This window comes from Bifidobacterium sp. LH_450, assembly GCF_056356715.1.
In genome coordinates this window covers 120252-143614 of the sequence record NZ_JBKEUU010000004.1, presented here as the reverse complement: position 1 = coordinate 143614, position 23363 = coordinate 120252, and the positions used below count along the sequence as shown (strand labels likewise).

The 23363-nt window shown below is 59.6% G+C and carries 12 protein-coding genes and 1 pseudogene; 10 read left to right on the top strand and 3 right to left on the bottom strand.

The window, feature by feature from the left end; translation table 11 throughout:
* Positions 1 to 826 precede the first annotated feature (826 nt).
* The 8 genes and pseudogenes from AC1AXT_RS06465 to AC1AXT_RS06430 all read left to right on the top strand — a co-directional run bounded on the left by AC1AXT_RS06465 (position 827) and on the right by AC1AXT_RS06430 (position 13471).
* Entirely contained in the window at positions 827 to 5788 is a 4962-nt protein-coding gene (locus AC1AXT_RS06465; protein ID WP_476552937.1) for a SpaA isopeptide-forming pilin-related protein, read from the top strand.
* 460 nt (positions 5789 to 6248) lie between these two features.
* On the top strand, positions 6249 to 7166 hold the full coding sequence (locus tag AC1AXT_RS06460) for a hypothetical protein (RefSeq protein ID WP_476540681.1): 918 nt from the start codon (positions 6249 to 6251) through the stop codon (positions 7164 to 7166).
* 191 nt (positions 7167 to 7357) lie between these two features.
* Positions 7358 to 9415: a PASTA domain-containing protein gene (locus AC1AXT_RS06455; RefSeq protein ID WP_476540679.1), complete on the top strand. Its 2058-nt coding sequence runs from the start codon at positions 7358 to 7360 to the stop codon at positions 9413 to 9415.
* Between the two features lie 63 nt (positions 9416 to 9478).
* A pseudogene (locus tag AC1AXT_RS06450) lies at positions 9479 to 9541 on the top strand (zinc-ribbon domain-containing protein); the annotation flags it as partial.
* 6 nt (positions 9542 to 9547) lie between these two features.
* Complete coding sequence (locus AC1AXT_RS06445; RefSeq protein WP_476552955.1) at positions 9548 to 10144, top strand: hypothetical protein; 597 nt, start codon at positions 9548 to 9550, stop codon at positions 10142 to 10144.
* A 489-nt stretch (positions 10145 to 10633) separates the two neighbouring features.
* Positions 10634 to 11758 carry a hypothetical protein gene (locus AC1AXT_RS06440; protein ID WP_476540675.1) on the top strand — a complete coding sequence of 375 codons (1125 nt, stop codon included), beginning with the start codon at positions 10634 to 10636 and terminating at the stop codon, positions 11756 to 11758.
* Positions 11759 to 12957: 1199 nt separating this feature from the next.
* Positions 12958 to 13320 carry a Panacea domain-containing protein gene (locus AC1AXT_RS06435; protein ID WP_476552939.1) on the top strand — a complete coding sequence of 121 codons (363 nt, stop codon included), beginning with the start codon at positions 12958 to 12960 and terminating at the stop codon, positions 13318 to 13320.
* Positions 13298 to 13471, top strand: a complete 174-nt coding sequence (locus tag AC1AXT_RS06430; protein ID WP_476552941.1) for a hypothetical protein — start codon at positions 13298 to 13300, stop codon at positions 13469 to 13471. Before AC1AXT_RS06435 ends, AC1AXT_RS06430 begins: the two co-directional genes overlap by 23 nt.
* A gap of 972 nt (positions 13472 to 14443) precedes the next feature.
* Here AC1AXT_RS06430 and AC1AXT_RS06425 read toward each other — a convergent pair.
* Together AC1AXT_RS06425 and AC1AXT_RS06420 are read right to left on the bottom strand one after the other, a co-directional pair.
* Positions 14444 to 15247 carry a zeta toxin family protein gene (locus AC1AXT_RS06425; RefSeq protein WP_476540672.1) on the bottom strand — a complete coding sequence of 268 codons (804 nt, stop codon included), beginning with the start codon at positions 15245 to 15247 and terminating at the stop codon, positions 14444 to 14446.
* Entirely contained in the window at positions 15244 to 15846 is a 603-nt protein-coding gene (locus AC1AXT_RS06420) for a type II toxin-antitoxin system RelB/DinJ family antitoxin (RefSeq protein WP_476540670.1), read from the bottom strand. Before AC1AXT_RS06420 ends, AC1AXT_RS06425 begins: the two co-directional genes overlap by 4 nt.
* Positions 15847 to 16591: 745 nt before the next feature.
* On the opposite strand from AC1AXT_RS06420, the gene AC1AXT_RS06415 reads away from it, so the two are divergent.
* Positions 16592 to 18361 carry a SpaA isopeptide-forming pilin-related protein gene (locus AC1AXT_RS06415; protein ID WP_476540669.1) on the top strand — a complete coding sequence of 590 codons (1770 nt, stop codon included), beginning with the start codon at positions 16592 to 16594 and terminating at the stop codon, positions 18359 to 18361.
* Positions 18362 to 18715: 354 nt separating this feature from the next.
* Here AC1AXT_RS06415 and AC1AXT_RS06410 read toward each other — a convergent pair whose 3' ends face one another.
* Positions 18716 to 20200, bottom strand: coding sequence for a beta propeller repeat protein (locus AC1AXT_RS06410; RefSeq protein WP_476540874.1), 1485 nt, complete (start codon positions 20198 to 20200; stop codon positions 18716 to 18718).
* 1172 nt (positions 20201 to 21372) lie between these two features.
* On the opposite strand from AC1AXT_RS06410, the gene AC1AXT_RS06405 reads away from it, so the two are divergent.
* Positions 21373 to 22929 carry an isopeptide-forming domain-containing fimbrial protein gene (locus AC1AXT_RS06405; RefSeq protein ID WP_476540667.1) on the top strand — a complete coding sequence of 519 codons (1557 nt, stop codon included), beginning with the start codon at positions 21373 to 21375 and terminating at the stop codon, positions 22927 to 22929.
* The last annotated feature ends 434 nt before the right edge of the window (positions 22930 to 23363 follow it).

The window sequence follows — 23363 nt, the reverse complement described above, 5'->3', positions numbered from 1 at the left end:
ATTACTGCTCAGCGGCATCGTCGTCGCCATCGCCGTCGTCGCCCTGTTCGTCCCAATGATGTACGTAACCCCGCAAGTAGCCGCCGTCGAGCTTTCCGACGGCGCGCTGTGCCAGCCGGAAGATACCCCTCTTGGTGACGACACTACAAAGAGCTCCAACGACATTGGCGTTGCGACTTGGGTGGAAGGCAACATGTATGTTGGCAAGGCCAACGGTTCTTCCTACTACGGTCGGAAATACGGCCAGAATAACACGGCATATGCTCCCGAGAGTTCCTACGCAGTAGAAGCCGAAGGCCTGACTGTGGTCAACGGCAAGTTGGCTATCAAGAGCGTCAAGGCTTCGTGGACGAACTGGGGAGGCAACCCCAATAACGAAGCGAACAAGGAAGCCTACCAGTCATCCAGTGGCTTCCGGTTTGGCATTGTCGGTTTCGGTGCGCAGTATCGCCCTGCCTCAGGCAGTGCGGCGCTCGTTGTTGGAGGCAACTCGAATCTGGAGCTCTATGACGATGTCGGTAACTCAGTCAATGCGCTTGGCTACTACTCGTGGGGCGACAACGAACTGCCGCCTTCGCGCTCTAGCGTTACGGTGAACACTGATCGGTCAAAAACGTATACGAGTGGCCTTGGCAATGGCCGAGGCTGGGTAAATTCGTCTACTGCCAATGAGCCCAAGTACTCTGTGCAGATTGCCGGTACTTCTGGTAATGTCACCAATCCTTACGGCATTGCCATTGGCAAGTATGGTAATGCCGATGATGGGGCAGTCTTGACTGATGGCTATTTGAGCGTTTATGACAAGACTCAGAACGGGCTCTCTAGCATGACGGAATCCAACCCGCTTGACAACGTCACGATGGTCGTCAACGGCAACACGACCACGCAGAAGTACAGCGACTATGGCGCTACTGTGTCGAAGCTGTCTACGCAACTGAACAGTATCAAGCCCAATGGTACATACAAGGTGCTCACCAATTCGGCCACTGGCTACCAGCGTGACAAGTATGACTCGGGCAAAATCACTGGGACCACCACGGGCACTAAAGGTGAGACTGTGTCATTGCGCAACGTCATTAAAGCTGTCTTCAATGTCAACGAAAAAGTCATTAAGTTCACTGGCGACGGCGAGAGCGCCATGCAAGTATTCCAGATTGATGGGTCGTTGTTGACCAATGGCAGCACCAACGGCATCTCGTTTGCCTTCGAGAAGATTCCGGCGGATGCGTCTGTCGTGGTCAACGTGACGGGCAGCAGCAACATCACGTTCAACAATGGCTGGCGGTTCTGGTGGGCCGGAGAGAATGAGCTGGGCAGCGATACGGTGTCGAGTTGGTCTAGCGATTACGAGATTGGCGATGGCTATGCGCTTGCCAGCGACAAAACAGATGGTTCCACTAACAACACGGCAGCCAAGCAAACACTGTACACGAAGGTTGCCAAGTCCATCATGTGGAACTTCACTGACACGAAGCAGCTGACCATTAAGGGTGGTCAGGCTACAGGTGCGGCGGTGACGGCACAAAACGAGGCGAAGTATCCTTACTCCAACAGCGTTTGGTATAACAGCAGTGATTTTGGCATGAAGAGCTACTCCGGTACCGCTTCTATCTCGGATGATCCGGCAGCCGCCATGCTCGGCAGCATCATCGTGGCTGATGGGTCGTTCGAAGACCATGTGACAACGAACGGGCGCGTCTGGGTCAATGGCGACTTTTCCATGTACAGCCCCACCCGTGAATACAATTTTGGCGATGGCGTCAGTGAAGGCTACTCGGCATCGCTGATTGACATGGATCAGGAACGGCATAACCTGCCGTGGTGCGGGTCGGTTTCTTCGTCGTGCGCTGTTATCGCTTGGAACAAGACGGATACGAGCGGGTCGCTGCTTGGCAAGACGTCGTGGGCGGTCTACGGCAACGCCACCACTCTGGCGGGCGATCTGATGGCCGACAACGGGTATGAGAACGCGCTCGTCACCGTCACCGACAACGACATCGTCTCCGGCGACTGGGACACCGATGAGGGCCAATTCCAGATTCAGGGCCTCCATCCGAACTCCACGTACTTCATCTACGAGACGGCGACGAACGACGACGGAACCTACACGAAGAACAACTACGTCTACGAAATCGACACCGGCGACGGCGGCGACACTGTCTATTCGACGATTACGAAGGTCTACGAAGTCTCGAGCAACGGCACGCTGACCGACATCACGGAGAACGGCCAGACAGACGGCGCATGGGCTGACTCGAAGATCGGCAACGTGCAGATTGCGAAGGTCATCGACAAGGACGGCAACATCGTCTGGGCCGAGACTGACGAGGACGGCAATGGCACGGTGCCGGTCTACGGCATCACGAACATCTCGAAGTCGTCGATTGAATGGGGCAAGAAGTCCGCGTACGACGATTGCAAAGGCGACGAATGCTCGGCGCTCGCCGGCTCGGCTTGGTACGTCGAGCGAACCCTGGATGGTGATGGCGAAGCTACCAGTAGTGGTGGCAGTGGCGACGGCGGCGATGATCCTCCGAACCAGTGGGTCGTCTACGACACCACGGTGCACGCCGAATCGGTGACGCAGTTCAAGTGGGCCTATTCGGATGACACGAACCTCGATGGCACGATGGAAGAGTACAAGGGTGAGATTGCCGTCGAGGACACCGCCGCTCGCCAGCAGTTTGAGCTCGAAGTGGGCCTGTCCGCCGAGCTGACGGCAGTGCTGTCGCCGGACAAGGCGTTGCAGGAAGTCGACTGGGTTTCGGACACCCCTGGCGTCGTCTCGGTGACTGAGGACGGTGTCATTACTGTGCACCGCGTGCTGACTAACGATGACGCTGTCACATCGGTGACGCTGAAAGCGACGTCGCGTACTGACGAAGATGTCTACGCCACGCTGCAGGTGGTACCACAGCCCTCGACGAAGCAGGCCTCGGTAACTGTCACGATTGACGGCACTCCGTATACAGCCGACCACGATCAGACGATTACGGCCAATCAACTCACCGTCAATATCGGCACGTCTGTCTCGCTGAACGCTACTGCTGCGCCGTCGACGGTTGCGATTGCCTACTCTTCGGCATCGTCGGCGACGGCAACGGTCTCGTCCACAGGCACGGTGACCGGCATCACGGCAGGAACCACCACGGTGAAGATCACCGCCGGCACCGCAACCATCACCGTCCCAATCAAGGTAGTGGACCCGAACGCCATCGACTACTCGAAGGCCACGCGAATCTTCGTCTACCTGAGCAGCGGTAGTCCCCATCTGCGGTATGCGTTTGATCAGACCAGCAGCAGTAGCTATTGGTACCCGGAAGGCGGCTCGTCGATGTACCGGATGACTGGTAAGTGCACCAATCAGTGGTACTACTACGACATCCCGGAAACGTATGGCCACACGGTCTACTTCTACGTTGGTGACTCCAACAGCGTTTCCTCGAATCTGCTGGGTACGGATGTAAAAAAGTCCTTTAACGGTTCGAACGTACGTTCGGTCAACGTCTACATCACGGGTCAGGGACAGTATACGTATAGCGAGACCACGCCCTCCGGCTGCACCGTCCCCACTGATGCCACCTCGTCCGGCACGCTCTCGAATGCCCTGCTCGTCGAGAATCTTCCGGGCGCCTCGTCGTCGGAAGACGCCTCCGCGTCGCCCGAAGACACGGTTGCATCCTCTGGTGTCACCGCGCTGCCTACCACGCAGCTCGCGCAAACCGCGCAGACTCTGGGCGCCGTCCAGACCATCTTTGCAGCCCAATCCACGGTGTTTACGCAAGCCGCCCTCGCTGCGCAGCCCGCTCTCACCGCGCAAGCGGGGTACAGCACCTCCCTCGTGGACGCTGTCGCCGACGAAGACGGCGGATCCCCCTATGGCGGCGGAATCGTGCAGGTGGATGACGAGACGACGGACAGCGAAACCTGTTCGGTGGAGCATTACGGGAAATGCACGAAGCTGACCGATTACAATGCCGACCCGGGCATCTTCCGGCTCAAGAATCTTGAGAACGGCACCTACGAAATTACCGAAGCGCTCGCGCCAAGCGGCTACGAACTCAATCCGGCAACGTATACGTTCGTCGTGTCGAACGGTTCGGTGAACTGGGTGACGACGACCAGAGACGAAAACAACAACGAAGTGCCGATTGAGAACATCTCGCTCATCAAGAACGGCAACGCGTTGATGATCTGGATTTCCGACCTGCCGCAGGGCGTCGCCTGGTCGAAGGTCGAGGGCGAGACGGTGACCGGCAGCGACAATGCCGAGCACGTTATCGTGAATCTTGGCGACGTAGAGAAATTCAGCAATCTGACGCGTCTGTCCGGTTCCTCGTGGACGCTGTACCAGCGCGAGGATACGACGGACGAGAGCGGCAACGTCATTTCTTCTGTGTGGAACGACGCTCCTGTCGGTACCGTCTATGATTGCGTGTCCTCGGATAACGGCGGATCGTTGCAGGAACAGGCGAACTGTGCGGTCCGCGTCGACGTTTCCACGCTGGATCTGAATGTTGCCGAGGATCTGGAGATTTACAACTCGCTGATTCGTGACGCCGATAACAACAACGAAATCGTGCCCTCTCAGGTGACCAAGTCGGCGCTGCTGGATGGCGACCCGACGGCCGGCAATTTCCTGCTCAAGTCGCTGTCGACCGGCACGTACCGGATTCAGGAAGCAGACGTTCCGGACTATTACGACGGATCGGCGAGCTACTGGGAATTCACGATCGGCATCGCCGCCGTCGGCAGCGAAGATTCGACGGTTACGATGACGGAAGTCATCCCCGCTGGAACGGAGCTGGCGGACGGTACCGTACTCGCTACGGATACTGCCTGCACGGACAGCGAGACTACTGTCTACTCCGTCCCCGGTGACGACGGAACTCAGACTGATTACACGTTGCATACGCCGAGCGCGTGCAGTACGTCCATTGGCTTCCCAAGCGGCGAGGACGAGGGCGCCACCGCCAATCTCATTGCCAATACGCGCAAGCTGGGATCGGCTGAATGGGAGAAGGTGGCGGCGGAAATCGAGACGAGGTCGAAGGAAACTGGCGAAGTTCTCGATACTCCCGTCGTTCCGGCGACGCCGCTGGAAGGTTCCGTTTGGACGCTGACCTTCACGCCGTTCTCGCGTAGCGACGGTACTGCGACGTCTCAGACGTATACGATTTACGATTGCGTCAGGGACGACTCCGGCGTGGAAAGCTACTGCACGATTCCTAGCGATGCAGCCGCGACCGGAACGGAGGATGAGGATGGTAGTTACGCATGGCCTTACGATGCCGACGGCAATCTCGTTCCTTCGTGGGCGCTGGATACCGATGAACGTGGCGGTTACTTCTCGCTTCAGAATCTGCCGTGGGGCACGTACGTGCTGAAAGAGAAGACTGCGCCGGCCGGATACAATCTGACCGACCGCGCGATTACGTTCGTTGTCGGCGCTCCGACGGACGAGCAGACGGCCCCCGCCAAGGCGGAGCAGACTAAGTACGAGGCGGCGGTCGAGACCAATAAAACGGCAGCGACCGAAGACGAGAAGGTGCCGGTGCCGGATATCAACTACTTCGTCAACGCTATTCAGACGGTGACTGGCGAAGCGGGGAACGATACCGGTACGAGGGTGCTGATTGTAGCGATTGGAGAGATTGAAAATGAACCTGGATTCATTCTGCCGTCGTCCGGTACGGACATAACCGGACAGCTGCTGGTGGCGCTTGGTCTGGCCGCCACGGTTATCGCAATGCTTGGCATGACCATTCTCTCGCGTCGAATCGACTGAGAGCGAGCATCCGGATTCGCGTAGTGCCGCGGTCCGGTAGCCGGCACTTCCCATGCGGATTCCCCACCGCCGCCGGCGTTGCCCGCTTTGCCCACGGGTGAGGAGGGAGAGCGGTTCGAGAGAGATGGCCCGCTCCGGGCACTACCGGAGCGGGCATTCTTATGCGTGCGCGTCATGGACGCCACTCCCGCCAGCGGGGGTGGCGTCCACGTCAGGGGCTTCCTCCTATGTGAGCCAGCGGGGACGAGTAAAGGTCCCAAAAAGAATCTCGGGTTTTGGGCGAATTTTGTGATTGATGACTAGTTTCTGTACGGTGGAAATAGTGCCGGAGGGGGTATGGGCCGGCGATGGGTGAACTGTCCGCTGAGGGGTAGGGATAATGCAAAAAACGTGTCAGCAGTGCGGTAAAAGCGTTGCCGTTCAGTCTAAATTCTGTCGATATTGTGGAACTGCGTTCGCGGTGACTGAATCTTCCGTAGCTTCGGCGGCCGCCTCTCCGGCCGCTGCGAATTCAGCTGACGGGGCAAACGCGGCGCCGACGCAAGCGTTCCAGCAGGTGCCGCAGCCCCAGGCGAATGTGCAGGCTCAGGCGGCTGCGCAGCCTCAGTATGCGGCACAGTCTCGGGCGGCGGCGCAGACCCAGTATGCAGGTGCGCAGGCTGCTGCCGGGACGCAGGCGCAACCCCAGGTGCAGGGACAGGCCCAGGCTCAGGGACAGTACCAATATCCGCAAATGCAGTACCAGCAGCCCCAGCAGATGCCTGTGCAGCAGGCGAGCCCCGGGGCGCAGGCGGCCAAAGACTTCTTCATGTGGTGGTGGCAGTCGGTGCTCACGCCGACGCAGGCGAAGGCGCAGCGCGACTGGTGGTCGTTCATTCCGCTCGCCGTCACGACGCTGCTCATGTCGCTGACCGTGTTCGACGCGTCATCGCGCGGCGTGCAGACCACGGCGAAGCTGTGGATCGGCTACATCGTGCTCGCCTACGCCATGATCGGCGCGATGTTCCTTGCCGAATTCATTGCGAGCGGTTCCGGCAATTTCCTCAAGACCCAGGCCGCTTTTGTGCAGGGAATCTCGGTGGCGCCGGCGGTTTTTCTGCTTGCTGACCTGCTGATTTTGCTCGACGCAGCCCAGATTGGCATGGGTCTTTTCGTCATCGGACTGCTGTTTATGTTCTCCGTACCGGTCCGCTATATGGCGCAGCTGAAATCGACGCGCACGCTCGACCCGTTCTGGGTATGGGCCGGCGGCGTCGTGATCCTGATTGCGCTCAGCTGGCTCGCGTTCTTCCTGATCAGCCAGCTCGTCGGCGCCAACATCATCGGCTACTACTTCTTCGGCACGTTCGGCAGCGGCTCGTTCTACCGCTACTGGTGACCCCGGCGTAAGCGAGTTCCGACATGAGATTCTGCGATTCCTGCGGCGCCCATCTTGCCGAAGGCGACGGTTTCTGTACGCAATGCGGCTCCCAGCAGCCTCCCCTTCCCGCCGAGCCTGAGACTCCGGCCGTCGCTTCGGCTACCGCGGGGCGGAAACTGCCGCGGTGGGTAATTGCCACCATTGTGGCGGTGGCTGTGGTGCTTGCGGGGTGCGGCATCGCTTACGGTACGTACTCGGCGGAACTGTGGGGCGGCAAGACGGTGGAAGATCCGTTCTCGTGGAGTGATTCCGCGAGCGAAATCACTACCGATGACGTGGTGAAAAATCTTGAAAACAAGGGATTTTCCGTTGAAGTCCAGCTGGAATTCTCGTCGCATAAAGCGGGAACCTACCTGCGGATGGAGGATGCGGAAATCGGGCAGCGGCGTTCCGCCGACCGGCCGATTGTCGTCGTCGGCTCGAAGGGTCCCGGCGTTCCCGACAATACCGTCGGCCTCGATTCTTCGGCCGCGCTGAAAGCGGTCAAGGACATGGGCGTTCCGGTGTCGACGCAGGAAGTGGTCGTGAGCGACTCCACCGTCAAGAAGGGCACCGTCGTCGCGTCGATTCCGGCGGACGGTTCCGCGGTGGAAGACCTGGATACGGGCATCGTGTTCGCCGTCGCTGGCGACCCGCTGGCCATCGGCATTGGCGTCGACCTGGTCGGACAGCCGATTGACAGCGTGAAGAAGACGCTGAAGGGCGCTGCGATCAACGTGGAATTGAAGCCGAAATTCTCGTCGAAACAGTACGTCGGGAAGATGGTGACGTCGTCGCCGGCGCCGGGTTCCACGATGAAATCGGGCGAGACCGCCACTATTTATTATGGTGTGGATGCCAGCGATGTGCAGGAGGTTTTCACTGCGGAGGGCGACATCCTCAAGACGGCTGGTGACGAGATGGCTGGCGACTATTGCAAGGCCGATGGGTCGGATTGCATCTCGTTTGAGATGTTCGACGGGGAGTACGGTTCCTACCTTCGTAGCGCGAAGAGCGAAGGCGTCTCAAACTCGCAGCTGTGGATGAGCGACATGGTGCAGTCGGTCGATTACGCTCCGACGGAGTCTCCGAACTCCAATCGTTTAATCGACAAGGCGAACCCGGTCATCGAGCTGGCACCGTATGAGTCTTTGGTTACTGCAAAGTGCGGCAGCGAAACGCGCAGTCTTAACGGGGCTGGACTGCCGGCATGCATTGGTGGAAAACTTGTGGATTTCGACAAGGCGCAGAAACTTATTGAAGGGGGAGCGACTGAAGAATTCACCTACGAGATGGATGATTTTTATCTCTATTTCCCAGTAGGTGCGGATATCGAGGCCGTAGAGGAGACGGGGTACTTCGACGCCGACGAACTGGCGAAGGCGAAGAAGCAGGAGTCCGTCGATACGAGCCGTCCGTTCATTCTCGTGCGTGACCCGTCGCTGTACTCCACGACGAGCGTTTCGAATCTGGAATATGAGCGCAGCCCATTCACATTCCCGATGCTCGCGGACGGCGGGAAGTCGCTGGCCGATGGAAAGGCACCGATGAAACCGGCTGTTTCACACGAAACAGTCTATTATCTCGACGAATCCTCTTACGAAAACGCCTGGTATACCGGCGCGGATGGGGACGGCAGCGGCGAATCTTCCTCAGATTCTTCTTCAGATTCCTCCGGCGGCTCCAGCAAGGATTCCTCGGATTCCAGCACGAAGAAAGCCGCTGCGAAAAGCTGGTCCGACGTGCGGAAGTCTCTCGCAAGCGGTGATTTCTCCGACATTGCTGGGCGGTATTGCCTTGATGACGGTTCCGATTGTGTCTCTCTTGCCGCCGATGGTACGTTGACCGGCGAGAACGGATCGCTTCCCAATGGCAAGAGCCCGGTGTCGTGGCATCTGGATTCCTCGGATATGGGGTGGGGGCCGACGCTGTCCGATGAATATGGCGCGTACTTGAACGGTCCTGAGGACGCATACGGTTGTAAGGATACGGCCGGATATGACGCTTATCTGTCGTGCGATATGATGGCCAACTCCCATACGCCGGCCAATGCGTTCTATATTCCAGCCGGAACGTCTTCCGAGAATCTGGACGGAATCGCAGCTGCTTCGTGGAGCATGGTTGAAGGGCAGGAAAGACCGGACGAAAGCAGGGCATATCTGTTTTTCCCGTACAAACTGCGCAACGATCCGCCGCTCAATTCCACGGTGTACTACCTCGTTGATTAATGCGTAAGCGATTTGGAAATTCAGGCGGGGGAGACCTCGCCAATCTCGAGAAAGAAGGATGAAATGTTCTGTCCCGAATGTGGTCAGCGGAACCGCGAAGAAGCGAAATTCTGCGCCAGCTGCGGCAACCGAATGGAATACGAAGAGGACATCGCCCCCGCGGCTTCCGTCGCTCCCGTTGCCGCAGCCGACGAAACGGTAGTCGGTGACGTCAGCGCAGTCCCGGCGCCGCCTGCTCCGCCGACCCTTGCTGATTCAGATGAAAGCGTGCCGGTTCCGCCGCCGCCAGTTGAGGCGGCGCCGGCTCCGCAGGCTCCGGAGATGACGCAGGCGGCGATGGTGGCGCAACCGCCGGCGCAGGCGCCGGTGCAGCCGACGATGCAGAACGGTATGCCGGCGCAGAATGGGGCTGCGGCGTTTGATCCGGGTTCGATGCCGGCGGGTGCGACGATGGCGGTTGGCCCTGGCGGCCAGACCGTTATTATCCAGCAGCAGGTGAAGCAGTCAAACGGTCTGGGGACGGCCGGATTCATTTTCGCGCTGCTGAGTCTGCTGTTCTGCTGGGCGACGGGCGTGAACTGGGTGGTGTGGTTCCTCGGCGCGCTCTTCTCGATCATCGGCGTCTTCAGGAAGCCGAAGGGCCTGGCCATCGCCGGCCTCGTGATGTCGTTCATCGACGTCATCCTCCTCATAGCCGTCTTCGGCACCCTCCTCGCCATATTCAATTGACAGATATATAAAGGAGCCACTCTCACTGGCATGCATATGAGGGAGCCCTTCAACAAGGACGCCACTCCCGCTGGCATGCATATGAGGAAGCGCTCAACATGGACGCCACTCCCGCTGGCGGGAGTCGCTGAGCCGGCGCATAGCGCCGGCGAAGCGGTGGGTGGTCGCGAACTCGGCTGCGCCGAGTTCGTGCGGTTTCGAGGTGGAGGGGCGAAGCCCCTCCGGCGAGAAACCGCATTGTGAAGAGCGCTCGCGTGCGCGCGCAATGCGAATGCTCGCCGGAGGCCCTGTCGGGCCTCCACCTCGCATTCGCGCAAACCGGCTTCGCCGGTTTGCGACCACCCACCGGATCGCCTTCGCCTTCGGCTCGGCTCTCCGACTCCCGCCAGCGGGAGTGGCGTCCTTGTTGAGGGGTTCCTCATAGTCATGTCTTGAGACTCCCACCGTGGGCGTAAGGTCGATAGAAAGGAGATGCAGAAAGGACCGCTCATGACCGACCCCAATACTCCCGCCGGCTATCCCTATCCGAACTCGAATCCCCCTTCACCAAATCCTGAACAGACCGCCGCATATCCGCAGGCCGCTCCGGCCGATGGGCGCACCTCGGTAATCCCCAACCCCGAGCAGACGGCAGCGTATCCGCAGGGGACGCCGGTGGACGCTCGGCCGTCCGTGATTCCGCACGGGGAGTCTAGTGGCGCGTATTCCGGAACCCAGACCACCGTGATGCCTGGCGGCGCCCAGTCTTCTTCCGCGCAGAATGGCGCACAGACTTCTGTGATGCCGGGCGCGGGACAGTCTGCCGGCCAATCTTCTCCCTATGCGCAGGGGAGCGGGTATCCGCCGGCGTATGCGCCGCAGGGTGGCGACCCGTACAGCGCGCAGTATGGCACCGCGCAGGGCGGCTACGATCCGTACGCCGGCGGTCCGTACGGCGGCGCGGGCGCTCCGGGCGCTCCCGGCGTTCCGGGCGCGCCGATGCCGGGCGGTCCGAACGATCCGAACGGCAAGAAGAGCGGCAACGGAATGAAGATTGCGCTGGGAATCGTGGGCGCGATTGCCGTCATCGCGATCATTTTCGTAATCTTGTTCGCCACCGGTACGATTGGCGGGTCCAATAGCGGTTCCGAACCGGCCGGCAACTCGATCACGATCGAGCCGGGGACGACGGAACCCAGCAGCGGATCGTCGTCTTCGTCGCCGTCGTCTGGTTCCTCTTCCTCTTCCTCCTCGTCCACGAAACCGTCGTCCGGCTCCAGTTCCAGCTCGAAGGCGAGCGGTATGACGGCGGAAGACTATCTGAAGGCGTCCTACCCCTCCGGCGAGATCACCGAGGAGGAAGACGACTACACGATGACGATGACCGCGTCCGGCAACGATATCCTCATGACGATCACGTACGACAAGGATGAGGATTTGCAGGCGTCGATTGCATCCAGCGTCTTCGATTCGGACGCGTTCAAGCAGTACATGCAGGAGTGCATCGACACGTTCGCGGATCAGGTGGCCGACCCGTCGTCGCTGACGCTGACGCTCAAGGTCGACAACACCGCCGGCAAGACCGCATACTCGCACACGTATACCTGCAGTGGGGCCGATGGGAGCGCGGAGTGAGCCATGGATGCCACTCCCGCTGGCGGGAGTCGGTGAGCCGGAGCGTAGCGGCGGCGAACCGGTGGGTGGTCGCAAACACGGGTGCCACTCCCGCTGGCGGGAGTCAAAAACCGCGTAGCGGTTTTTGGTGGGTGGTCGCAAACCGGCGTTCCGCCGGTTTGCGCGGTTTCGAGGTGGAGGGGCGAAGCCCCTCCGGCGAGAATCCGCATTGAAGAAGCAGCGCGGGCACACAATGCGAATACTCGCCGGAGGCCCGTGGGGCCTCCACCTCGCATTCGCGCGAACGCCCCCGGCGTTCGCGTCGCCCTCTGATACGCACGATGCAATCGGGTAAGATAGGGAGCGTCGGCGAAGGCGGGCTAGCGTTTCCATAGTCTCAAGGCAGCACCAAGACTTAGGGAACGGCCGGAGCCGATGGGGCTCTGTCTAGCCCCCAATCCAAGGCCGCGTGGGGCGCTTTTCGGAGCGTCCCCGGCGTTTTCATCCTTCCTATTCTCGGCTTTCCGGCATGTAGTTCCGCTGCGGGGGTGGCAGCGGTGTTTCTAACACCGATAGAATCTCGTCAACACGCCCGAGCCGTACGAATTGGCGAGAAAAAGCGGGCGCGGAATCTCGCCAACACGCCCAAGTTCCGCGTGTTGGCGATAAGAATCGGCGCCGGATTGTGGCAGACACGCCAATCTTGGGCGTTTCGGCCACAAAGACTGCGGGCTGCGTGGTTCCGGAGGAGCGAGGGATGGTCGCAAAAACACGGGAGCCACTCCCGCTGGCGGGAGTCGGTGAGCCGGAGCGTAGCGACGGCGAACCGGTGGGTGGTCGCAAACCAGCGGTAGCTGGTTTGCGCGAATGCGAGGTGGAGGGCGTAGCCCTCCGGTGAGCATTCGCATTGTTCTTCGGCGTCGCTTCTTCAATGCGGTTTCTCGCCGGAGGGCTTCGCCCTCCAACTCGAAACCGCGCGAACACCAAAGGCGTTTGCTGACCACCCCCGCTTCGCGCTGCGCCGCTCAGCGACCCTCGCCAGCGGGGGTGGCGTCCATGTTTGGTGATTCGCGTGATGTAGTGGGGCTGGTGGCATGCTTGCTTAGCGACGGCTCTGGAGGACCGGCCTCCCCGGGGACGGATGGCTCGGCAACGAGCAAGCGGATATAATCGCAGTAACTGGATTAGCCGTATGCTGACTGTGCTGTGAAGGAGGGGCCGTGAAGGCTATTGAAGTTGCCAACTACCTCGTTCGCGAGTACGGGGCGACGACGGCGCTGACGAATCTTAAGCTGAATAAGCTGGTCTATTTCATGCAGGCGGTGACGCTGCGGCGGACCGGCGAACCGCTGTTCGACGACGCAATTGAAGCGTGGAAGTACGGTCCGGTGGAGCGCGACGTTTACTACGCGTTCAAAGACTGCGGTTCCGACCCCATTACGGTGCCGGCGGGAGCGTGCGCGGAGGGGAGTCTTGTTGAGGAAACTGCGCGGGCGGTGATGGAATCGTACGGCAAGCTGTCGGCGTTCGATCTTATGCGCCGTAGCCACGATTCCGGCGGTGCGTGGGCGAAAAGTCTATGACAAGGGTGCGGTGCGCGTCATTGGTCTCGACGCCATCCGCGCGTCCGACGATGGCGACCCGGCCTCCGCGTTCCGCGGCTCGCTCGCCGCCGCGATGGAGGAAGTCGACGAAACTTGGCCCAACGCCATGCGAATGCTGAGGAACTCGTGAGCAGCGAGAGGACTATCCCCGCTGGCGGGAATCGGGGAGTCGGGCCGAAGGCACAGCAATCCGAGGGGTGGGCAGCGGACGCCAACGGCGTTCGTCTTATTTTCTGAGGGGCACGAGGTTATCGGGTAAGATGGGGAGCGTCGGCGAAGGATGATCACCGTTTCCACGATCTAAGGCCAGCACCAAGACTTAGGGAACGGCCGGAGCCGATGGGGCTCTGTCTAGCCCCCGATTCTGAGCCGCGTGGGGCCCTCGTCAGAGCGTCCCCGGCGTTTTCTTTTCTCTTTTGTTGTTGAGTCCTTCTGTTGGGAGTGTTCCTGCCTGTTGCTTCCCTACGGCAGCTTCACGGTTTTCAGGCATCTTTCAAATGTCGGCGACGTGGTTTGCCCTCTGCGAATTGGCGAGGCGCAATCGGCGGTTGCGTGTCGTCAACATGCCCAGTCCCTACGTTATAGCGACGGAAATCGGGGGTGGAATGTCGCCGGCACACCGAGGCGCTACGAAGTGGCGACCGGTGGAGACGCCGGAATGTCGCCGACGCGCCCAGCTCCTACGTTGCGGCGATAAGGAATGGCTCTAGATTAGCGCGGTCTTGCCGATTGCTGGCGTTTTGGCGACGCTGCTAGGGGTGTAGGGCTTCTGCGGGCGGTGCAATGCGAATGCTCGCCGGAGGCCCGGAGGGCCTCCAACTCGCATTCGCGCAAAACTCGGCGTTCCGCTGAGTTTTGCGACCACCCCCCGCTTCGCGGCTGCGCCGCTCAGCGACCCCCGCCAGCGGGGGTGGCGTCCTCAAGGGGTGGAGTGGAAGTGGCGTCCTCATGGGAGGGAGCGGGGGTGGCGTCCTCAAGGGTCTAGGTGAGCGCGCTCTTGGTCGCGTACGCCTCAAGGGGTGGAGCGGGGGTGGCGTCCTCAAGGGGTGGAGCGGGAGTGGCGTCCTCAAGGGGTGGAGTGGGGGGGGCGTGCGTGTAGATGTCAGGCTTCGGCTGCCAGGGAATCGATGGTGGCGAGGGCTTCGGCGTTGTCCGGGGTGTAGCGGGCGGCCAGGCGCCGCAGGTCGGCGAGGCGCGTCTCGAAATCTTGCTGTTCCTCCGGCGAAAGCGTGCGGGTAAACTCGGTGGCCCACGCAGTGGCGAAATCTTGGGGATTGTCGCCGTCGTACAGCACGTCGCCGTGGCGGTCGATGACCGTCAGCCGTTCGAAAACGCCGGAGCCGGCGATCTTGGGGACGTTCACCGGGAGATTGTGCACCGTTATATCGTGCGCTTCCGGCGGCGTCCAGCGGGCGCGACCCGTCATTTCCATATCGAAATAGAACCGCGTAACTGTTGCGATTTTCGAAAGCCGCGGCGGCACCGCGACGAGAATGGCGTGGGCACGGCGCCCCAGCGAACGCGCGTGCTGCGCTTCGTCAAGAACGGTCGCTGGATTGCGCCACGTCCCCTCGATAATGCTGCTTACGCCGTGTTCGTCCGCCCACCGCACCGCCATGCCGGTCCACACGCCGCTCGCGTACGCCGTTGCGTCGGGCATCGCCAGCGGATCTTCCGTCATCAGCCGCTCGTAATCAAGGTGATAGCGGCGGAAATCGTCGCCAACAATCGGCATGATGCTGTCGTTGGGATGCAGTGCCAGCGCCAGCATCTGCCCTTTCGTTTTGCCGGCGCCCGGTTGGCCGCCGAGAAAGATGGTAAGGGGGTCGCTGGAGGGGATGCCCTTCGCTTCCAGCGACGGCAGGATTCGCGTGGCAAAACGTTCCTGTATTTCGTCGTCGTTCACAGCATGGCCTCCAGACGCTTGCATTCGTCGCTCCAAGAGAGGATATGCGCTTTCTGCGAGTCCAGATCGTCGGGATCGACAGATGCGCGCTCCTTTTCCATCGCTATCGACGCATCCTTCCAGCGCTGCACGGCTTCCATGTCGCCTTCGCGCTCCGCCTTGTCCCACAGCGCCACATAGACGCCGCCGAGACGCGTGCCGGCTTCGTAGAAAATGTCGTAGAGTGTCGTCGGGTCGAGATCGTCAACGGTCATCCGCGGCTCGTCGTCCCGCGTTCCGTGCCCTGCCGTTTCGCCGCTCTTCGTTCCGTCGTCTTCCGTTTCGCTTTCTTCGGAGATTGGGGTGGCTGTCCAAGATTCCATCTCGTCTTCCGCGCGGTCAACGTCGTCGCTGTCCACGTTCACGAAATATATGTCGCGTGCCTGCGTCACCTGCAGCGTCGGCTTGAACGGCAGCCCCCGTTCGCGCACGAGCTGCCGCAGCGCAATCTCGAGGTATGAACTGAGATTGAATCCCAGCGATTCCAGTATCGGCGTCGCTGCCGCCTTTGTGTCCCTATCCAGCGTCACCGTAGTCCGCTCCTTCACCGAGCCTGCCATGTTAACCTCCCTAATGCATACAAACTGCATATGTAATACATACAATATACTCTCATGCATGCCGTCCCCGCTGGCGGGGACCGCTGAGAGCAAGCGAAGCGCAGCTCGAAGCGAGGGGTGGTCAGCGACCCCCGCCAGCGGGGACGGGGTTCGGGAGTGTGCGGATGTGTGCGGACGTGGGGGATGAAAACGGTTGTGGGTGTGCGGTTTGGGTGTGAAGTGTAACAATCTGAAATAATCTAGTAAACGGAAGGGAAGTGTCTAGTTAGAGTGAGGGAAGCGACGCACGGGGCGACGCGCGGATTTGCGTAAAACTGTTCTCGTTCCTAAGATTGGAGCCACGACGTCTGCGGAGAGAGAAATCTTAAGACTTCGCGGGCGGCAAATAATTACAAAGCGTTTCGCGGATAGAAAAACCTCAAATCTACCGCGACGAATGTTACTTTCTCGCGTGAGAAAGTGACCAAGGTTCCTCGCCTGGAGGCATGGGAAGTCGGATGTGGAGGACGTTCGGCTGGCTTCTCTCTTATGCCCCGCAGACCGGCGCCGTTCGCTTCAACGATGATGTGGATGGTGGGCCCGCGAGAAGCGGATCCGGCGCACGACGAACCTTCTCCTCACGTTCATGAAGGCCCCGAGCCTCCCCGCCCCGCGCTCCCACCAAATCTCCCGGGAACGCGGCGGTTACCACCAAAGCCGGAATCCCGGCGCGGATGAATAAGGATTTCGATCCAAGGAGAGAACAATGAAAAAGTTTATGAACGCGCTCGTCGCGTTAGTCACAACCCTGGCCATGGCGGTCGCCGGCTTCGTTGGCATCTCGTCAGCGTATGCAGGGGATGAGCCAGCGACAAAATATACGATCACTATTGATACGCAGGAAGCCGGCCATACCTATGTTGCCTATCAGATTTTCACTGGTGATCTGTCTGATGGTGTCCTGTCGAACATCAAGTGGGGCAATGGTGTTACGGACCTTGGTAAGGCTGCTATTGCTGCAGCTGTAGGGGTCACTGGTACAACTGTTGATGGTGTCACTACCTATGACCCGGTGAAGGTTGCAGAAGCGCTTGCTAAAGCAGAGAATGACAGCACAACCGCTAAGAAAGTTGCTGCAGTGCTCGCCGTTGCCGCCAACGTGGACGCGCGGTACGGTGTAACCGCTACGATGAACGCCACGTGGTATGACGCTGAGGGTAATGAAGTCGCAGCTGACGCTGAAGGTGCTAAGCCGGATGTTACGGACTATACGATTACTGGCTTGACTGCCGGCTATTACGGTGTCTCCGATCAGGGTTCCGACCTGGCAAATAAGGATGATGCGTTTACGTCCGTTATCCTGAGGGTTGTTAATAGCGTTACGGTCCAGCCGAAGTCCGAGACGCCGTCCGTGACCAAGAAGGTCTGGGACGACAAGGACACTACGGATGCCGAGGATGCCGTGGCAGGTTGGTATGACTCTGCTGATCATGACATCAACGAAGTCTTCGACTTCAAGCTGGAGGCGACCATCCCGGCCGATAACGATCGTGTTGACTATGACGAATACGCTCTGATCTTCAACGATACGATGTCTGCGGGCATTTCGTTTGATTACACCAAGAGCATTGTTGTTTCCTACGATCAGACGGAAGTCAGCCTCGGCACGTTCGATGCGGAAGCCAAGACCTTCACTACAGAGCAGGGTGTTGTTGTCGATTCCGCTTCGAACCCGATGACCGTCACCATTGAAAATGTGCGTAACTTCATCGAGACCCCTGATGGCAATGGTGGTTACACGACGACGAACATCACCAAGGCGATCACTGTGACCGTCATCTACGCGGCTCACCTCAATGAGAATGCGTATGTCAACACCACCTCTGGTGAAACGACGAACAAGAACACGGTGAATCTGCAGTACTCCAACAACCCGTATGTTAAGGGCGACTATGGCAAGACTCCGGACACGACGGTCTACGTCTACACCTACGGCATTGATGTCAACAAGACATTCTCTGCGGACCCGAGCCTGACTGACCTGCCTGAGTTCACCCTCTACAAGGACAGTGCTGACGATGAAAACAATAAGGTTGGCGACGCTGTAGAGGTGGTTGCCACTGCGCACTACACCGTCAATGGCGCAGACGCCACTCAGGAGGAGTACGAGGCGGCAGATGAAGATGCTCGTGCAGTCACGTACACTTACGCGGCGAACTTCGAAGGTCTCGACGCTGGCACCTATGTCCTCAAGGAAACCAAGACTCCTAAGGGCTTCAACACCGCTGATAACGTCACGGTTGTCATCACGGCAACGCATACGGTTGAGGCGGTCGACCTTTCCGCATCTACTGTCAAGGGCGACGCAATTGGTGTGACCGGCGCGCTGGGTGTGGATATCCTCAACCAGAAGGGCTCCACGCTCCCGTCCACTGGTGGTATGGGCACTACGATTCTCTATGTGGTTGGCGGCCTGGTTGTTCTCGCCGCGGCCATTGGTATGGCAATCGCGATGCGTCGTCGCAACGCAGCGTGAGCCCCGAATAACTCAAGAATAAGGATAATTCAACAAGATTCTCCGGTTCACGAACCCGGCTGACTGCGCAAAGATGCCGGCAACGTGACGAATCCAAATGAATCTACCCCGTTGGCTCCTTCCAACTGCAATCTCCAGGAGCCGCGGGGCAGATTCATTTTTATTGTAGGCCCTTGGGCCTCCGGTGAGCATTCGCATTGTTCTCCGGCGTCGTCTCTTCAATGCGGTTTCTCGCCGGAGGGCTTCGCCCTCCACCTCGCAACCGCGCAAACCTTCGGTTTGCGACCACCCCCCGCTTCGCCGTCGCCTTCGGCTCGGCTCAGCGACCCCCGCCAGCGGGGGTGGCATCCTTGTTCAGCCTGCGGACGTGGGACCGGGGGCGGTTTGCTCGTCTATGAAGGTGAAGGAATCTGAGGCAGCATCGTAGGCGAAGACGGCCTCCTTGATCTCGCCGTCTGGGGCGTAGTCGGCGTCGTCGCCCTGGCCGATGAAGACGTAGGTGACGCCATCTTGAACCCAGACTCGCGTCGGCGTATCGAACGGATTGTAATCTAGATCGCCCGCGGATCCCTGCGAATCGGTCCGGTTATTTCCGGAACCGTCTGCGGAACTGCCTCCGGAACCCGACGAAGGTTCCTTCGGGAGCGGCAGTTCGCGCCAGGTTGCGCCGGAATCTTGGGAAATGTGGAGGGAACCGGACTGGCCGACGAAAACCGTCGTGTCGTCGGTCCAGCCCATCGTCGTCAGGTTCGACGGATACTGCATATATAACGGAACGCTGCGCCATACGGCGGACGCGCCACCCTCGGTACCGGCACCGCCGTCAGCTTCAGTACCGCTGGTACCGTCACTGCCATCAGCTTCGGCGCTCCCGTCGGCACCAGCGCCGCCACCATCCGCGCTGCCGCCCTCCCCGCGCAGTTCCGTGAGCGTAGATGCGACCATTACGTACCCGGTGGAGCCGAGCGCGCGGCCGTAGCCGTGCGCGACGGCGATGCGGTCGCCGGCGACGGAAACGTACGACGGCGCCTGCTCGCCGGTTCCCAGCGTCGACGTCAGCCAGGTCGCGCCGGAATCCCACGAATACAGGAGCTGCGCGGCGTGCGAGTCGTCGTCGTAGCCGACGAACGCCGTGAAATCTGGGGTAATGATGTAGCTCGTCGGCTCCAGCCACAGCTCGGTGTTCGCGTTGACGGCGCCGACGACGCGCGCGACGCCGTCCGGAACCTCGCGCCACGTTACGCCGGCGTCGTACGTCACCTCCAGTTTCTCCTTGGTGAGCCGGTAGCCGTTGTTGCCGTCCAGTACCGGCGCGGTCGGGTCTGGATCCGTCTTTTCGAACTGTTCGGGGTGCGCCGCGCGTTCGTAGATGATCGGCGGCATCACCCGCGCGATGCGGTAGCCGTCGGTCTGCGGCTCCAGTCTGAACACACAAGATTCATTGATCCCAGATTCCATGCGGTACGTCTGGCAATCTGGCGCTCCGTTCTCGCTGATCCGTTCCAGCGACGAGAATCGCGGATAGACCGTCGCGTCAATCCGCACGTACAGGTCGTCGTTTTTGCCGGTAGATTGGCCGACGGATTCTTCTCCGGAACTGTCGTTGGATTTTTCGCCGGAGTCTCCGGCGGACTCTCCGTACTGCGACGAGATTCCCGGCAGCTGCGTCGCCTCGCGCACGTCAACGGAACTCACCTGGTACTGCGGCGCCACGCCGATCTGAGATTGCCGGCCCACCCACTCTACATACCATTGCGCCACGTCGTCGCTTACGGAAGATTCTTCGGATGCCCCTTCCGAAGGTTCTGCCGAAGATTGCGTCGCCCTCTGCGGGACAATCTGCCCCGTGGGATCCGGCACCGAATAAGCCTTCCACCAAGTCAGCAGCCGTGCGACGACCACCAGCAGAACGCAAATCACCGCCGCCCCCACAACCAGACCGATGCGCGCCGCTTTCGACGGCCGAGCTTTCTCTCCATTCTCCATACCTCCAACCTATCGCTAGGTCGTTGTTCCGTCGAGACACCTCCACACGGACGCCAATAAGAAGGGCGAAGCCGTCTACATGGACGCCGTCCCCGCTGGCGGGGACCGCTGAGCCGGCGCGCAGCGCCGAGCGAAGCGAGGGGTGGTCGCAAACCGGCGCTAGCCGGTTTGCGCGGGTTCGAGTTGGAGGGCGTAGCCCTCCGGCGAGAATCCGCATTGAAGAAGCGGCGCTGCGGAAAACAATGCGAATGCTCGCCGGAGGCCCGCAGGGCCTCCATCTCGCATTCGCGCAAAACTCGGCATGACGCCGAGTTTTGCGACCACCCCCCGCTTCGCGGCTTCGCCGCTCAGCGACCCCCGCCAGCGGGGGTGGCATCCAGGACGACCTACACGGCCTATATATAGGGGTACGTCGAACATGAGTGCTGAGTGAGTGGGGTGTAGAACAGTCGCCTCTGAGCATATAGGGCATGGTGTCTAATTATCGTGTACGCCCAGAACCCCAAGGAATCACGCGCCCACACCCCCGAAAGTGTGGGGATATGGTTGAAATGTGAGCGGAAGTTGCGTGTCGGGGGTGTTTCCGCTAATCTCGTTCCCAGAGCGAATTTGCAGCTCTCGGGAAACCGGGGTTCGCAAATAGCTTATAACTGAAAGAGGGAAGTCTTGTTTGTGGAGGCTCTGTAAAGAGCGGAAGCGAACGAGAATATTGTTGCTTATTATGCAGTTGGAATAAGCAGCAAGGTTCTTCAAGAAGGGGACGCGGAACCCTCTGGGGGAGACTCCGGAAGATTTGGCACACCGCTTCGCGCGAAGACACCATTCGGTTCGATGGAGATTTGGATGGCGAACTTCCGTTCGCCGCGAACCGGAGCGGCGTTCCAGCGTCTGGAGGACCGAACGATTAGGAACGTTCTTTCCCTGCCGGGCCTTTTTCCTAGTTTCTCCCAAGGGAGCCGGCGCAATGCAAACCGGCTGGAGCGATCCAGCGGGGATGTGAATAAGGATTCGATTTAAGGAGAATCATGAACAAGTTTAAGAAGGCGCTCGTCGCCGCGGGTGTTTCCGCTGCGATGCTCGGTACCGGTTTCATCGGCACCACCTCGGCGTTCGCGACCGTTACGACTGAGAAGGACATCACCTTCAGCAACTACACCAACAACGATGTGGTTACGGCCTACCGTATCCTCAACATTGAGTCCGAAGGCGACGATGGTGCGCTGGTGTACTCGGTGAATAGCGCGAATCGCACAGCCCTCATTGCAGGTCTTACGAATGGCCTCAAACTCACGGTTGCTGAGGATGCCACTGATTCCGATCTGATCAAGCTCGTCACGGCTAACCTGAAGGATTCTAATGTCGACGACTTCGCGGAGGCTTTCTTTAACGCGACCCCGACGTCTGCTGCCTCCGTGACTCTCACAGCTGACACTAGCACTCTGTCCGTTCAGGAAGGCTACTACCTCATCGATCACACCACGATTGGCAACACCACGAAGGACACCAAGTCCCGCTACATGGTTACCAATGTGGCTTCTAACGGTGCTAGCGTTGAGCTGAAGAACGGCACCGTGACCCTTGTCAAGAAGGTCCAGGACAATGGCGACACTGGTGACGTTCAGGGCACCAACTGGAACGATTCCGCAGATTACAACATCGGTGATACCGTTCCGTTCCAGCTGACCGGCACTCTTCCGGATAACTGGGATGATTACACGAACTTCTACTATGAGTTTGTTGACACCATCTCCGCTGGCTTCACCCTGAACGATGACTTCGTTGTGAAGATTGACGATCAGGTCGTGACTACCAACTTCACTAAGACCACTTCGGATAACGCGCAGGATCAGAATGCTACGGATATCTCTCTGAAGACGACTGACCTGAAGGCCATCACGAAGGACGATACCGGGGCTGATCTTTCCATTAAGAAGACTTCGAAGGTTGTTGTCACTTATTCGGCTACGCTGAATGATAAGGCTGTTATCGGCACTGCGGGTAATCCGAACGTCGCAGCCCTGAAGTTTGCGAACAATCCGTACGTCAATGGTACTGGCGATGCAGGCGATACCAACACGGGCACGACGCCGGAAGACAAGGTGAAGGTGTTCACCTACGAGCTGCAGGGTACCAAGACTTTCACCCCGGATCCGAATGAGAACGATCTGCCGGTGTTCACTCTGTACCGTGGCTCCGTTGCTGACGCCAACAAGGTCGGTACCTCCAACGTTGTCAAGAACCAGGATGGCACCTACTCCTTCGGCTTCCAGGGCCTTGATGCTGGCACCTACGTGCTGGTGGAAACCTACACCCCGGCCGGCTTCAACACCGCCGCTAATGTGACCTTCACCATCACCGCTACGCACTCTGAGACGGATGACGATCCGACGTGCGTGCTTTCCGTGACTGGTGCGACGCTGGTCGCTGATAAGGGTGCGGCTGTTACGGTTGCTAACAAGGGTGGTTCTCAGCTGCCGTCCACCGGTGGCATGGGCACGACGATCCTGTACACGGTTGGTGGCCTGATTGTTCTCGCCGCTGCCGCTGGCCTGACGATCGCCCTGCGCAAGCGCAACGCCTGAGATTCGGTGAATCTCTGGATTAACTTCTCTAGGTTCTAGGAAGTAAGAAAATCCCCGCCTATGGTGGGGATTTTCTGTTTTTGCCCCCTCCTCTTCGCCGGCGCTGCACGCTGGCGAATCGACTCCTGAACAAGGCCATAAGCGTTTCCATGCTGGGTATTTCAGCGGTGCCTGTCAGCGGGAGTGGCTCCCATTGTAGAGGTGGCTAGGGGGTGGACGGGAATTTGCGAGTGGCAGCGCTGCAATCTATGCTTAAGCTCGTAGCGAAACGTGGTCTCTGGAAGAAGGAGAGCGCGGGTAGCCGATAACTGAAGAGGAGAGAGTCTTGTTCGCGGAAGCTTGCGGAAAAGCGGAAGCGGGCGGCAGTATCGCGGCTTATTGAGCAGTTGGAATAAGCAGTGAAGTTTTCCCTGCCGGGCCTTTTCCTGGTTTCT